At 62.9% G+C, this 14,486-nt stretch carries 9 protein-coding genes; 3 read left to right on the top strand and 6 right to left on the bottom strand.

Annotated features, from left to right (window positions below):
* Positions 1–3 precede the first annotated feature (3 nt).
* The 6 genes from NKJ20_RS13165 to NKJ20_RS13140 form a co-directional block, all read right to left on the bottom strand.
* Positions 4–648, bottom strand: a complete 645-nt coding sequence (locus tag NKJ20_RS13165) for a S24 family peptidase (RefSeq protein WP_352744465.1) — start codon at positions 646–648, stop codon at positions 4–6.
* Positions 649–730: 82 nt separating this feature from the next.
* Complete coding sequence (locus NKJ20_RS13160; protein ID WP_352744462.1) at positions 731–2,950, bottom strand: 3-hydroxyacyl-CoA dehydrogenase NAD-binding domain-containing protein; 2,220 nt, start codon at positions 2,948–2,950, stop codon at positions 731–733.
* Between the two features lie 12 nt (positions 2,951–2,962).
* Complete coding sequence (locus tag NKJ20_RS13155) at positions 2,963–4,171, bottom strand: acetyl-CoA C-acetyltransferase (RefSeq protein ID WP_352448635.1); 1,209 nt, start codon at positions 4,169–4,171, stop codon at positions 2,963–2,965.
* 31 nt (positions 4,172–4,202) lie between these two features.
* Entirely contained in the window at positions 4,203–5,372 is a 1,170-nt protein-coding gene (locus NKJ20_RS13150) for an acyl-CoA dehydrogenase family protein (RefSeq protein WP_352744459.1), read from the bottom strand.
* Between the two features lie 239 nt (positions 5,373–5,611).
* A complete protein-coding gene (locus tag NKJ20_RS13145; protein WP_352744456.1) occupies positions 5,612–7,408 on the bottom strand; it encodes an acyl-CoA dehydrogenase in 1,797 nt (598 codons plus the stop codon).
* 237 nt (positions 7,409–7,645) lie between these two features.
* Positions 7,646–8,107: a MerR family transcriptional regulator gene (locus NKJ20_RS13140; RefSeq protein WP_023677331.1), complete on the bottom strand. Its 462-nt coding sequence runs from the start codon at positions 8,105–8,107 to the stop codon at positions 7,646–7,648.
* A gap of 552 nt (positions 8,108–8,659) precedes the next feature.
* Between NKJ20_RS13140 and NKJ20_RS13135 the strand changes: the two genes are divergently transcribed.
* From NKJ20_RS13135 to NKJ20_RS13125, 3 genes are all read left to right on the top strand, one after another.
* On the top strand, positions 8,660–12,520 hold the full coding sequence (locus tag NKJ20_RS13135; protein WP_352744453.1) for a peptidoglycan-binding protein: 3,861 nt from the start codon (positions 8,660–8,662) through the stop codon (positions 12,518–12,520).
* 191 nt (positions 12,521–12,711) lie between these two features.
* Positions 12,712–13,635 (top strand): sulfite exporter TauE/SafE family protein, encoded by a 924-nt coding sequence (locus NKJ20_RS13130; protein WP_023676949.1) that lies wholly within the window; start codon positions 12,712–12,714, stop codon positions 13,633–13,635.
* Positions 13,635–14,426, top strand: a complete 792-nt coding sequence (locus NKJ20_RS13125) for a TIGR02186 family protein (RefSeq protein WP_352455141.1) — start codon at positions 13,635–13,637, stop codon at positions 14,424–14,426. Before NKJ20_RS13130 ends, NKJ20_RS13125 begins: the two co-directional genes overlap by 1 nt.
* Positions 14,427–14,486 lie beyond the last annotated feature (60 nt).

Genomic DNA, 14,486 nt, shown 5'->3' with positions numbered 1-14,486 from the left:
CGCCTACTGGCTTGCCCAGACAATCCGCGCCACCCATTCGACATCGCGCATGGGGATGTCGCGGTCCGGGTGATCGGGATTGAGGGAGACCAGCGCGATCGACCTCGGTGTCTGGCGGTCGAGCACCTTGGCCATCACCTCGCCGGCATTGGTCTTGACGACGACGCGATCACCCTTTCGTATGGTAGCCCCTGGCTCGACGATCAGGACATCGCCATTGCGATAGAGCGGCAGCATGGAATCGCCCTGGACCTTCAAGGCATAGGAGGTTTCGGTTGCCCGTGCCGGAAGCTCGATCAGGTCCCATCCCTGCCCCGCTGGAAACCCGGCGTCGTCGAAGAAGCCACCGGCGCCCGCCTGGGCGAAGCCGAGCAGCGGCACCGACGGTCTCTGCACGGGTAGTGCGTCGGAATTACCCCGACCCTCGACCAGCCCCGCAAATTCATCCAGCGAGGCGCCGGTCGCCTCGATGATCTTGGCCAGCGATTCGGTCGACGGCCAGCGCGGCCGTCCATCTGAGGACAGCCGCTTCGATTTGTTGAAGGCGGTCGAGTCGAGGCCAGCGCGCCTGGCCAGTCCAGAGGCCGAAAGCGAATAACGCTCGGCAAGAGCGTCGATGGCGGCCCAAACGCGGTCGTGCGAGAGCACCTTGCTCTTCCTTCGAAACAGGAAAAAATACCTTCCCTGTTCTATCCCTTGGCCGCCATCTTGTCCACCGTCGAAGACGGCGTCACGCCGCCTCCTTGGCCTCGTTTCTGGTATAAGGATCGAAGCGCTCGTAGAAGGTCTCGCCCTTCTCGGCCATGTCGAGCAGCAGCTTCGGCGCCTTGAACTCGGCACCGTATTTCTTCTGCAGGCCTTTGGCGATCTTAGCGAATTTTTTCGCGCCGATGCCGTCTATGTAGGACAGTGCACCACCGGTATAGGGCGCGAAGCCGAAGGCCAGGATCGAGCCGACATCGGCCTCGCGTGGGTCGGTAACGATGCCCTCTTCCATCACCCGTACCGCCTCAAGCGCGATGGTGACCAGCAGCCGCTGCTTCAGTTCCTCATAATCGACCTGCTCCGGCGACAGCTGCGGGTAGAGGTCCCTGAGGCCTGGCCACAGCTTCTTCTTGGCCGGTTTTGCCGGATAGTCATAGAAGCCCTTGCCGTTCTTGCGGCCCAAGCGACCATGCGTGTCGACCATCGTGTTGATCAGCACCATCTGCTTCGGGTCGACCGCCTTGTCGCCGAGGTCGCGCATGGTCTGCTTCATGATCTTCTGGGCAAGGTCGATCGCAGTCTCGTCGGTCAACGCCAGAGGACCGACCGGCATGCCGGCGGCCTTGGCCGCGTTTTCGATCATCGGCGCCGGAACACCTTCGATCAGCATCTTGTAGGCTTCCGACATGTAGCGCAGCACGCAGCGATTGACATAGAAGCCGCGCGTATCGTTGACGACGATCGGCGTCTTCTTGATGGCGCGGACGAAGTCGATCGCGGTGGCCAGCGCCTTGTCGCCGGTCTTCTTGCCGAGGATGATCTCGACCAGCATCATCTTGTCGACCGGCGAGAAGAAATGAATGCCGATGAAATTCTTCGGGCGCGCCGAATTCCTGGCCAGCGATGTGATTGGGATGGTCGACGTGTTCGACGCGAAGATCGCCGACGGCTTCAGCACCGCCTCGGCCTGTTCGGTGGCATCCTTCTTAACGGCCGAATCCTCGAACACCGCCTCGACCACAAGATCACAGCCGGCAAGATCGGCGTAATCGGCCGTCGGCGTGATCAGCGACAGCAATCTTTCCTTGTCCTCTGGCTTGGCGCGGCCCTTCCTGACCTGATCCGAGATCAGGTTGTCGGAATGCGCTTTGCCCTTGGCGGCGGACTCCATGTCGCGGTCGAGCAGCACCACCGGAATGCCGGCCTTGGCCGTCACATAGGCGATGCCGGCGCCCATGAAGCCGGCGCCGAGTACGCCGATCTTCTTGAACTTCGTTTCCGGCACACCGGCCGGGCGGCGCGCGCCCTTGTTCAGTTCCTGCAGCGACACGAACAACGAACGGATCATCGCTGCCGCTTCCCTTGTCTGCATGATCTCGGTGAAATAGCGTTGCTCGATCCGCAAGGCGGTGTCGAACGGCACCAACAGGCCCTCATAGATGCATTTCAGGATGGCGGCAGCGGCGGGATAATTGCCATAGGTCTCTCGGCGCAGAATGGCGATGGCCGGGGGCCACAGATTGGCACCGGCCACCGAATAGATCGGGGCGCCGGGCAGCTTGAAGCCCTTTTCATCCCATGGCGCCACCGGCTTCAAGCCGTTCCTGATCATCGCCTTGGCGGTTTCGACCAGCTTGTCCGGCTCGGCAATCTCATGGATCAGGCCCATCGACTTGGCCTTCTGAGGCGACAGCGTCTGGCCGGACGTCAGCATTTGCAGCGCCTGCTGCTGGTCGGTCAGCCGTGGCACGCGCTGGGTGCCGCCGGCGCCCGGAAAAATGCCGATCTTCACTTCGGGAAGCGCCATCCTCACTTTGTCTGAATCGGCCGCGACACGGCCATGGCAGGCGAGCGACAATTCGAACGCGCCACCCATGCATGTGCCGTTGATCGCCGAAACCCATGGCTTTCCCGAAGTTTCCAGCTTACGGAACAGGCCGTTCATGGTGCCCGCATTGTCGAACAGCGCCTTGGTCGCCTTCTCCGGGTCCTTCGCCTTGTCGGCGGCGAAGGTCGCCAGCATCTTCTGCAGCATGGTGATGTCGGCGCCGCCCGAGAACGTATCCTTGCCGGAGGTGATCACCGCGCCCTTTATCGCTGCATCGCTCGCCACTTTGTCGACGATGGTATTCAGTTCGAGCATCACCTCCTCGGTGAAGACGTTCATCGAACGGTCCGGCATGTCCCAGGTGACCAGCGCAATGCCGTCGGCGTCGATGTCGAGGGTGAAATTGGTGTAGCTCATCATCTCTCTCCGTCAGACGCGTTCGATGATCGTTGCAGTGCCCATGCCGGCGCCGATGCAAAGCGTCACCAGCGCGGTGTTGAGGTCGCGGCGTTCCAATTCGTCCAGCACCGTACCGAAGATCATCGCACCGGTGGCGCCGAGCGGATGGCCCATGGCGATGGCCCCACCATTGACGTTGATCCGGTCATGCGGAATGTCGAAAGCCTGCATGTAGCGCAGCACCACCGAAGCGAAGGCCTCGTTGAGCTCGAACAGGTCGATGTCCGACAGCTTCATCTTCGCCCGCTTCAACAGCTTCTCGGTGACGTCGACGGGGCCGGTCAGCATCAGCACCGGTTCGGAGCCGATGTTGGCGAACGCACGGATGCGTGCGCGCGGCTTGAGGCCGAGCGTCTTTCCCGCCTTTTTCGAGCCGAGCAGCACGGCGGCCGCGCCATCGACGATGCCGGAGGAATTGCCGGCATGGTGGACGTGGTTGACCTGTTCCACCTCGGGATGCTTCTGCACGGCGACGGCGTCGAAGCCGCCCATTTCGCCGGGCATGACGAAGGACGGGTTGAGCGCGGCCAGCGACTGCATGTCGGTCGAGGGCCGCATATGTTCGTCATGGTCGAGGATGGTCAGGCCGTTCTGGTCCTTGACCGAGATCACCGAATTCTTGAAGCGGCCCTCGCCCCACGCCTTGGCGGCACGCTTCTGGCTTTCGACCGCGTAGGCATCGACGTCGTCGCGCGAAAAGCCGTATTTGGTGGCGATCAGGTCGGCCGAGATTCCTTGCGGCACGAACCAGCCGGGCAGGCCGACCGATGGGTCCATGAACCAGGCGCCGCCGGAGGCGCCCATGCCGACGCGCGACATCGATTCGATGCCACCGGCAATGACGATCTCGTCGGCGCCCTGTGCGATCTTGGCGGCGCCGAAATTGATGGCGTCGAGGCCCGAGGCGCAGAAGCGCGATATCTGCATGCCAGGCGCCTTGGTGTCGTAGCCGGCCTCGAAAGCGGCGGCACGTGGAATGACCGCACCCGCCTCGCCAACCGGATCGACACAACCGAAGATGATGTCGTCGACGGTGCCGGTGTCCAGCCCGTTGCGGTCGCGGATGGCCTCGAGCACCTTGGCGCCGAGCCGCACCGCCGGCACTTCGTGCAGCGAGCCATCCTTCTTGCCCCTGCCGCGCGGCGTGCGCACGGCATCATAGACATAAGCTTCGGCCATTTTCCTGCTCCTTGGGTTTGCTGAAACTCGCTCAGAGCGAGCGCCCGATCAGCAATTTCATGATCTCGTTGGTGCCGCCGTAGATGCGCTGGACGCGGGCGTCGCGGAACATGCGCGCAATCGGATATTCATTCATGTAGCCATAGCCGCCATGCAATTGAAGGCATTCGTCGACGACTTTTCCTTGCAGGTCCGACAGCCAGTATTTGGCCATAGACGCGGTCACCGGGTCGAGGCCGCCGTTGATGTGGCGGGCAACGCAGTCATTATAGAAGACGCGGCCGATGGTCGCCTCGGTCTTCAATTCGGCAAGTTTGAACTGGGTGTTCTGGAATTCGATGATGGCCTTGCCGAAGGCCTTGCGCTCCTTGACGTAGTCGATGGTAAGCGCCAGCGCCCGCTCGACCATGGCAATAGCAGTGGTGCCGATCTGCAGCCGCTCCTGCGGTAATTGCTGCATCAACTGGACAAAGCCCTGGCCTTCCTCGTTGCCGAGCAGGTTCGAGGTCGGCACACGCACGTCGTTGAAGAACAGTTCCGACGTGTCGTTGGCCTTGAGGCCGATCTTGTCGAGGTTGCGGCCGCGCTCGAAACCTTCCACCTCGTCAGTCTCGACGACGATCAGCGAGATGCCCTTGGCGCCCTTCTCAGGATCGGTCTTGGCAACGACGATGATGAAATTGGCGAGCTGGCCGTTGGTGATAAAGGTCTTCGAGCCGTTGAGCTTGTACTGGTTGCCGTCCTTTTCGGCGCGCGTCTTGACGCTCTGAAGGTCGGAGCCCGCACCGGGCTCGGTCATGGCGATGGCGCCGATCAGCTCGCCGGTCGCCAGCCTCGGCAGCCATTTCTTCTTCTGCTCGTCCGAGCCGTAATGGAGGATGTAGGGGGCAACGATCGAATTGTGCAGGCCAATGCCGAACCCGTCGACGCCGACATGGCCGATCGCCTCGATGATGGCGCTCTCATGCGCGAAGGTGCCGCCCGATCCGCCATATTCCTCCGGCATAGAGGCGCAGAGCAGGCCGGCAGCACCCGCCTTCAGCCAGCTCTCGCGGTCGACCATTTCGTTCTTCTCGAACTCGTCGTAACGCGGCGCGATCTCTTCCGACATGAAGCGGTGCGCCATGTCGTAAAGCATGCCGACCTCGTCCGCCGCCCAGGCGGGCTTGGGAAGGCCAAGGATTTCGGCGGGGTGGGTCATGGTTTCTCCCTCGCGCCGACGTTCCCCTCCCCCTCGAGGGGAGGGTGGCCGCGAAGCGGCCGGGTGGGGTCGCCGATGACTTGCTTGACCTTATCTATTACAACCTGCGCCATGTGCCACGGCATTGCGATCATTTTCCTCCAAGGCATGCACCAGAATGGAGGTCGGCGCACTGCACGCAGGACCCTCTCCCGGCCCTTCGGGCCACCCTCCCCTCGAGGGGGAGGGGAACGCCGAAGCTAGAACGCTTCCGCCGGCAGGGTCATCAATGTGTCGGCACCGCTGGAGATGCGGGCAAGATGCGCCGACGTCTCCGGCATGATCCGCTCTATGAAGAAGCGCGCCGTCACCAGCTTGTGGTCGTAGAAAGACGAAGCGCCGTCGGCGCCATTCGCCAATTTCGCTGCGGCCACCCTGGCCATCCGGGCCCACATATAGCCCAGCGCCACCAGGCCGAAGAGATGCATGTAATCGGTCGAGGCGGCACCGGCGTTATCGGGCTTGGCCATGCCGTTCTGCACCAGCCACATCGTCGCCGTCTGCAGATCGTTGAGGCCCTTCTTCAGCGCCTTGGTGAAGGGCGCCATCGTCTCGTCGGTGCGGTTTTCCTCGCAGAACTCTCCGACTTCCTTAAAGAAAGCCTGGACCGCGCGGCCGCCATTCAAGGCCAGCTTGCGGCCGACGAGGTCGAGCGCCTGGATGCCGTTGGCACCCTCATAGATCATGGCGATGCGCGCATCGCGGACGAACTGGCTCATGCCGTGCTCTTCTATATAGCCGTGGCCGCCGAAGACCTGCTGCGCCATTACCGCATGATCGAACCCCTTGTCGGTGAGCACGCCTTTGACCACCGGCGTCATCAGGCCGGTGTAGTCGTCTGCGACCTGGCGATCTTTGTCGTCACCGGAGCGGTGAGCGATGTCGGACTTGATCGCCGTCCACAGCGCCAGCGCGCGGCCGGCCTCGTTGAAAGCCTTCATGGTCATCAGGCTGCGGCGGATGTCCGGATGGACGATGATCGGATCGGCCTTCCTGTCCGGCGCCTTCGGCCCTGACAGCGAGCGGCCCTGCAGACGATCCTTGGCGTAGGAAACCGCATTCTGGTAGGCAACCTCAGATAGCGAAAGTCCCTGCAGGGCGACGCCAAGCCGCGCCTCATTCATCATGGTGAACATTGCTTTCAGCCCGCCATTGGCCTCGCCGAGCAGCGTGCCTTCAGCGTCGTCGTAATTCATGACGCAGGTCGAGTTGCCATGGATACCCATCTTCTCCTCGATCGAGCCACAGGAGACGGTGTTCTTCTCGCCCGGATTGCCTGAGGCATCGAGCTTGAGCTTCGGCACGATGAACAGCGAGATGCCCTTCACGCCATCCGGCGCGCCCTCGATACGGGCCAGCACCAGGTGGACGATATTGTCCGACATGTCATGCTCGCCGGCCGAGATGAAGATCTTCTGACCGGAGATCCTGTAGGTGCCGTCGCCATTGGGGACGGCCTTGGTGCGCAGCAAGCCAAGATCGGTTCCGCAGTGTGGCTCGGTCAGGTTCATGGTGCCGGTCCAGGCGCCCTCGACTAGCTTCGGCAACCATGTTGCCTTCTGCTCTTTGGTGCCATGGGTGATGATCGCAGCGATCGCGCCTTGCGTCAGGCCGGCATACATCATCAGCGACATATTGGCCGACACCATGTATTCGGCAACCGCAGTGTGCACCGCGTAGGGCAACCCTTGCCCGCCAAACTCGACAGGTGCCGCGAGCCCCATCCAGCCGCCTTCGCGATACTGGTCGAAAGCTTCCTTGAAGCCTTTCGGCGTCGTTACCGAACCGTCGTCATGGCGCATGCAGCCTTCCACGTCGCCAACGCGGTTCAGCGGCTGCATCACGTTTTCGGCGAGCTTCGCGCCCTCGGCAAGGATGGCCTCGAGCACATCCGGCGTCGCGTCGGAAAATCCGGGAAGATTGGAATAACGCTGATATCCCAGCACTTCGTTCAGCACGAACAGCGTGTCCCGGACCGGCGCTCTGTAGATCGGCATGCGTTTCCTCCACCATGCGGTCTTGGCCCCGAAATCAGCCCCAGCTTATGAGGATGGCAGACGGACCAACGTTGTGGTCGAGATAACAAATATTGACGTTTGCGTAAACGTCAATTCTGCGCTGCGGCAAATTTTCTCCCGCGCGCCAGGACGACAAACGACAAAGCACGGCAAACGACGAAGAACCGCGCAGCGAAAGCCACGCGGCTCTTATTCGTCACAAATCGAAAGCTTAGTTTAGCTCGCTACGCTGGCCTGCGGCGTCGAGCGCTCGATCAGCATTTGCCGGACGGTCGACATCGAAGCACTCAGTTCGCTGATGGCGTCGTCGATCAGCGCCCGCTGCTTCTGCAGACGGGCAAGCTGCTTCTCCGACTTGTCGAGCGCCAGCCGCAATTGCTTGGTGTTGGAGCCGTTCGGATCGTAGAGGTCCATCATCTGCTTGACGTCACGCAGCGAGAACCCGACCTTGCGGCCAAGCAGGATCAGCTTCAGCCGGGCCCTGTCGCGGCGTGTATAGAGACGGGTCGAGCCGTCGCGCTGCGGGTTGAGCAGACCCTTGTCCTCATAGAAACGCAGCGTACGCAGCGTCACTCCATATTTCTTGGCCATTTCGCCGATGCGGACAAGCTCTTCACCGGCTTCGCTCGACATATCGTTGGTGTTGGCCGCGGCTTGGCCGGGCGAAATAAGTTTCATGGTCACTGGCTTTCCCCGTCTGGTGGCGTCGCGGTCGCGGACCTTGCGTCGCCTGAGTGAAAGCGGGGGCGTGCTTCCACTCGTGGTTTCAACAAACAAATCGCAAACGGCGTAATCCGCTCATTTACGTTTACGTCAATTCTATATCGATAGCCGCCTCACCACGCAAGAGCGTTCTGGTCTTGCAACTTTATGCCGCAGCACCAGCGGACAACCTAAAAGGTCGTTGCCGATTTCGGGAGCGATCATGCGGCTGATCAAAATTCTACAACGTCTTTTGCGCGTCCAAAAAAGACACCCGGCGCCGTCGGCAGCCAGCCGACAAAGTTGCAACTTCTTAAGCTTGGTTAACGCGTTGTTTACCACGTTGGGGCGAAATGTGCGCATGTCGGTTACCCGTGTCTATCCTGTACTGAATTTTTCACGGTTTTTCGGAGCGCGGATGAGACCCGGGAAGCTCGTCTTCCACTGCAACAAGCCAGGCAGTCGCGTTCGTCCCGGCAGGACTTTGGGAACCTGGTGAAAGCCAGCAATTCTGAAACGGGCGCATTGATGAACAGCAAGCGGTCCTACCTCGATACACTCAACGCCGGCAGGCAACGCCGGCCGCACACGACGCTTGAAGAGCTCAACCGCTCCCTGGAAACTCTGGAGCAGCGGCGGGAGCGGACGCGCGAGGAGACGGCAAGCCACCCCGATCCGCGCCGACCAGCGGCAGAACCACGCTATCCCAGCGCCCAACCCTATGGCCAGCAGCGCCGGTATGAGGATCCACGCGCGCAGCGGCCGAAAGGTCCAGCAGCGGCTTTCGACCAGAATTACCAGGCGATCGCCCGCGATATCGACCGGGTGCGCGGCCAGGAGGACAGCGTCGCCCTAGCCGGCAAGATCGCCGGGGAATTGCGCGGCCTGCGCGAAGACTTGCGCCAGCAGATGACCTCCGGCCTGCAACGCGAGTTCGAGGTACTGCGCAAGAATATTGGGCGAGCCTTCCAGTCAAATGGCGGCGGCAAAGGCAGCGCCGAACTCAGCGTCGAATTCGAGCGGCTTTCCGGCGCCATCCAGACACTGGCCGAAAAAAGCGACGACAGAAGCGTCAATATGCTGCGGCTCGAGCTTGAGCAGGTCAAAGCCGCGCTCGATACGCTGGCGCGCGAGGAGAGCGTGCAGGCGGTCGGACGCCGCTGGGACGATTTCGACCGCCGCTGGAACGCTTTCGAGGATCGCGTCGAGGCCGATCAGCGCAAGCGTTCCGATGCACCCGGCCTGTCGGCGCTGACGGAGCGGCTCGAACAGATCAGCAATGCCGTCAGCAATCTGCCGGAATCGCTGTCGCTGCGCTCGCTCGAGGAAAAGGTCCGCACGCTTGCCGGAGCGGTCGACCATTTCGCCCGCCAGCAGGACAATCGCGGCGGCGACACATTCAGTCAGATCGACGAGCGGCTCGACGAGATTTCCCGCGCGATCGTCGCCTCGACGGTTGCCGCGCAAGCCAATTCGTTCGACCCCGAGCCCTTCGAACGCATCGAGAAGCGGATCGATTCACTGGCCCAGCAAATCGAAGAAGTGTCGCAGGATCGTCCGGGTCGGGAGGTCATTGACCGTCTCAACACATTGTCGAGCCGCGTGGATGAACTGGCCGGCCGAGCCAATCTGCCGGAACAGGCGATGGAGCGCCTTGCCAGGCAAGTCGCGCTTATTGCCGACAAGATCGACCACGCACCTGCCATGCCCGACGCCGACTACATCTTCCAGGGGCTCGAGCAGCGCTTCGACGTGCTGTCCAGCATGATGGAACGTCGCCAGGGCGACGCAATCGAACAAGGCAACATGCTGTTTCGCGACCTTGAGCGCCGGTTGGACGAGGTCGCCGACAGGCTGGACCAGCGCATGCCGCAGGTCGATAGCGCTGGCATCATGGATGCCATCGACGCCCGCTTCACCGCGCTGGCCAAGCGGATTGAGACGCGCGTTCCAGATCCCGCCAACGAGGCGGCGATCCGTGGCCTGGAGAGCCGGCTCGAAGACATCTCAAGCCGGCTGGATTCGTCCGCGGCACAGGTCGCCAGCATCGACCCGGCGTTGATCCGCAGCCTTGAGGCGCAGGTCGCCGGCCTGACGGCGCATCTTTCCAAGCCCGGCACGCCGCTGCCGGAATTCGACGACATCAGCCCGCGTCTCAACGAAATCGAGAAGTCGCTGGCCGGAACCCGCGATTCCGTCCTCGGCGCGGCGCGCGAGGCGGCTGAGAGCGCCGTCCGCTCACTGGCCGGATCAAGCGCCAACACGGCGGCCGTTACCGGCCTCGCCCAGGACCTGAAGACGCTCGAGGCACTGACGCGCCGTTCGGACGAGCGCAATTCGAGAACGTTCGAGGCTATCCACGATACGCTGCTCAAGATCGTTGACAGGCTTGGTTCATTGGAGACGGGTGAACCGGCAAGCGCGGAGTTGAGCAAGCGTTTCGGCCGGCCATCCAAGATCTCGGTGCAGGACGCACCGTCGATGGACCTCGACCAGCCGCTGCCGTTGACGGGCAGCATGGCCGATCTCGACGGCCGCGCCGCGGCGCTCGTGCGCGACGAGCCAGGTCCGCGTACGCCAGCCGAGGCCGCCGCCGCAGCAGCCCTGGCGGCTCTCGGTTCAGACACGACGCGTGAAAAAACCGAGCAAGGCGGCGGCAGGAAATCGATGTTAGGCGGGCTGGCGCGCGCCTTGAAGGGCAAGAAGGACGCCGAGATGCCGCCGCTTGCAGGCTCGGCGCAGAGCGCCGAGATACCCAGCGTCGATCTCGACGAGCCCCTCGACCCCAAGCTCGCCAACCGACCACTGGAACCCGGCTCCGGCGCACCCGACCTCAGCGCCATCATGAAGCGCGTGCGCGACGAGCGCGGGCAGCCGACCCGGGAAGGCGGCGCTGAGGCGGCGAAATCGGACTTCATCGCGGCAGCCAGACGGGCTGCGCAGGCGGCGGCCGCCGAGGCGGACGCCCTCAAGCGCCAGTCGACGATGAAAGGCCCGGTCAAGGCACTCAGGATCGGCGACCTGCTCAAGGCGCGGCGCAAGCCGATCCTGATGGGGGCAATCGCCATCATGCTGGCGCTTGCCGGCCTGCAACTGGGCAAAGCCTTCTTCTCCGACCCGGTCGAAGTCACCAACAATGAGGCGGCACCGGCCGTGGCCGTACAGCCGGTGGAAACCGCTTTGGCCAGCGTTGCCAGCGAGCCGAAGGCGGACGCGCAGACGACAACACAGGAGAGAGCGCCGTCGCCCACCGTCAGGCAGGCAGAGCCATCCGCATCGATGACCAAGGACGACACGGCGGCGCAAACCGGCCCCGCTACACCGGCAGCCGAGACATCGACGGCGCCCTCGGCTTCCGCGGCGCCCGCTGACCTGGCGGCGCAAGACACCGCGGCCGCAGTGCCCGCGCCGGCAGCGGCGACGGCCAGCGACGCCGAGCCAATGGCTGCCGCGCCTGCTATAGCCACCGCTGCGATGCAGGACACGACCGGCACGGTGCCGCCGGCGGATGCTGCCGCGGCAGGCGTTGCCAAGATCGACGTTCCGGCCGATGCCGGTCCGGCCGCCCTGCGCGATGCAGCGGCCGGCGGCGACGCCAAGGCGCTGTTCGAGATCGGCTCGCGCTACGCCGAGTCTCGCGGCGTCAAAGAAGACATGGCGGCGGCGGCCAAATGGTATGAGAAAGCTGCCGAACTCGGTTTCGCACCGGCAGAATACCGCATCGGCAATTTTTACGAGAAGGGCATCGGCGTCGCAAGCGACATCAAGAAAGCGAAAACCTGGTACCAGCTTGCCGCAGCGCAGGGCAATGCCAGCGCGATGCACAATCTTGCCGTGCTGTTTGCGATGGCGGCGGATGGCGTGACCGACAATGAATCGGCAGCGCGCTGGTTCCAGGCGGCGGCGGATCTCGGTGTCAAGGATAGCCAGTTCAATCTCGGCATCCTCGCGGCGAAGGGCGTCGGCATGAAGCAGAACCTCGAGGAGAGCTACAAATGGTTCGCACTCGTCGCCAAGACCGGCGACAAGGATGCGGCGGCCAAGCGCGACGAGATCGCCAAGGCGCTGAGGCCCGAGCAGCTGGAGCGTGCGCGGGCCGCGGCTGAACTGTGGAAGGCCAAGCCGCTCGATCCAGCCGCCAATTCGGCCGACGTTCCTGAATCGTGGCAGGACGGCACACCGCAGACGACCGCCGGCATCGACATGAAGAAAGCGGTCCAGAACATCCAGCGCATTCTCAACAAGAACGGCTACGAGGCCGGCAATCCCGACGGCATGATGGGCCAGAAAACCAAGAACGCGATCATGGCCTTCCAGGCCGACAACGATATGAAGGCAACCGGCGCGATCGACGAAAAGCTGGTCAAGGCGCTGCTTGCGCGTAAATAACGGCGGATGCGTCGTTTCCGCGACGCCCTTGCCACAGATTTGCCTGTTAACTGATTGAGTTGTTTTTTGTTTCGGCGGTGCGGCGAAGTTTGACTTCACGGCCCGGCCGGCGCAAGAACGAGATAGCCTTCTGACGCAAAATGCCCGCAACGGTTGCATTCGCCAGGAGGCAAACTGATCGAGACTGACGGGTGGGCATCTATCTCCCGATCGCGGAAATTTCCGTCAACATCTTCGTGCTGCTGGCCATGGGTGCGGCGGTGGGTTTCCTGTCGGGCATGTTCGGCGTGGGCGGCGGCTTTCTCATTACGCCGCTGCTGATCTTCTACAACATACCGCCGGCAATTGCGGTCGCCACCGGCGCCAACCAGGTCATCGCTTCCTCCTTCTCCGGCGCCCTGTCGCACATGAAGCGCGGCACGCTCGACTTCAAGCTCGGCGGCGTGCTTTTAGCCGGCGGCATCGTCGGCTCGACCGGTGGCATCTATGTCTTTGCGCTCCTGCGCCGGCTCGGCCAGCTCGACCTGTTCATCTCGCTGCTCTACGTCGTGCTGCTCGGCACCGTCGGCGGACTGATGCTGGTCGAGAGCGTCAATGCGCTGCGCGCCACTCGCAGCGGCGCCGCACCGGTGTTGAAGAAATCCGGCCAGCATAATTGGATCCACCGCCTGCCGCTGAAGATGCGGTTCAGGGCCTCGAAGCTCTTCGTCAGCGTCATTCCGGTGCTTGGGCTGGGCGCGGCGATTGGCTTCCTGTCCTCGATCATGGGCGTCGGCGGCGGCTTCATCATGGTGCCGGCCCTGATCTACCTTTTGAAAGTGCCGACCAACGTCGTCATCGGCACCTCGCTGTTCCAGATCATCTTCACCTCGGCTTACACCACGCTGGTCCACGCCACCACCAACCAGACGGTCGACGTCATGCTCGCCTTCCTGTTGATGGCAGGCGGCGTCGCCGGCGCGCAATATGGCGCCAAGGCTGGTCAGAGGCTGCGGGGCGAGCAACTCAGGGCGCTGCTGGCGCTGCTCGTGCTGGCGGTAGCCATCCGGCTTGCCATCGATCTTTTCGTCACGCCGCCCAATCTCTATTCTCTGTCCGGCGTGGGCCTGAGCTGATGGCCGGCCTAAGGACGCTCGCGGCCGCCGCCTTGCTGTCGCTGCTGGCTGCTGCGCCACCGGCGAAGGCGCAGGCGCCACTAACCGAAAACATCCAGATCGGCCTTTCCACCGACAATGTCTCGATTACCGCCGGCTTTTCCGGCGCCGACCTGACCATTTTCGGCTCACTGGAAAATGCCGATCCGCTTGTCGCGCGGCAAGGGCGCTACGACGTGATCGTCGTGCTGGAAGGCCCGGCTCGGCCGGTCGTCGTGCGCCGCAAGGACCGGGTGCTCGGCGTCTGGGTCAATCTGGAGTCGGAGACCTTCAAAAACGTACCTGTCTCCTATTCGGTGGCGACGACGCGGCCGCTGCAGGACGTCACCGATCCGAACAGCTACAAGCAGCTGTCGCTTGGCGCCTCCAACCTCTATTTGCAGCCGGCCGACGCGGAGGACAGCCCGGCGACAATCGAGGAGTTCACCGCCGCGCTGCGCGAACGCAAGGCGGCGACCGGCCTCTACAGCGAGAATGTCGGCGGTGTGCAGTTCCTGTCGCAGAACCTGTTCCGCGCCACCGTCAGGCTCGCCCCAAACGTTCCGGTCGGCACCCATAAGGCCCGCGCGTTCCTGTTCAAGAGCGGCCTGTTCATCAAGGAAAGCTCCGCCCAGCTCGAAATCCGCAAGTCCGGTTTCGAACAGTCGATCTTCCGCGTCGCGCACGACTATTCCTTCCTATACGGTGTCTTTGCCGTATCGCTGGCCATGCTGACCGGCTGGCTCGGAAGACTGGTGTTCAGGAAAGACTGAACTCTCGTAAAAGTGGTTTCCCTTTCCGAGGGTATGGGCTAGACCGCGACCCCCGACCCG

Source organism: Mesorhizobium sp. M0185, from assembly GCF_040322175.1.
Taxonomy (GTDB): Bacteria; Pseudomonadota; Alphaproteobacteria; order Rhizobiales; family Rhizobiaceae; genus Mesorhizobium.
Note: the sequence above shows the minus strand (reverse complement) of the source record. Positions and strands in the feature narration are given on the sequence as shown.

What these genes read in the sequence shown, in the direction of transcription:
- NKJ20_RS13160 (WP_352744462.1), bottom strand. Translation starts at nt 2,950, where the DNA reads ATGAGCTACACCAATTTCACCCTCGACATCGACGCCGACGGCATTGCG.
- NKJ20_RS13155 (WP_352448635.1), bottom strand. Translation starts at nt 4,171, where the DNA reads ATGGCCGAAGCTTATGTCTATGATGCCGTGCGCACGCCGCGCGGCAGG.
- NKJ20_RS13150 (WP_352744459.1), bottom strand. Translation starts at nt 5,372, where the DNA reads ATGACCCACCCCGCCGAAATCCTTGGCCTTCCCAAGCCCGCCTGGGCG.
- NKJ20_RS13145 (WP_352744456.1), bottom strand. Translation starts at nt 7,408, where the DNA reads ATGCCGATCTACAGAGCGCCGGTCCGGGACACGCTGTTCGTGCTGAAC.
- NKJ20_RS13140 (WP_023677331.1), bottom strand. Translation starts at nt 8,107, where the DNA reads ATGAAACTTATTTCGCCCGGCCAAGCCGCGGCCAACACCAACGATATG.
- NKJ20_RS13135 (WP_352744453.1), top strand. Translation starts at nt 8,660, where the DNA reads ATGAACAGCAAGCGGTCCTACCTCGATACACTCAACGCCGGCAGGCAA.
- NKJ20_RS13125 (WP_352455141.1), top strand. Translation starts at nt 13,635, where the DNA reads ATGGCCGGCCTAAGGACGCTCGCGGCCGCCGCCTTGCTGTCGCTGCTG.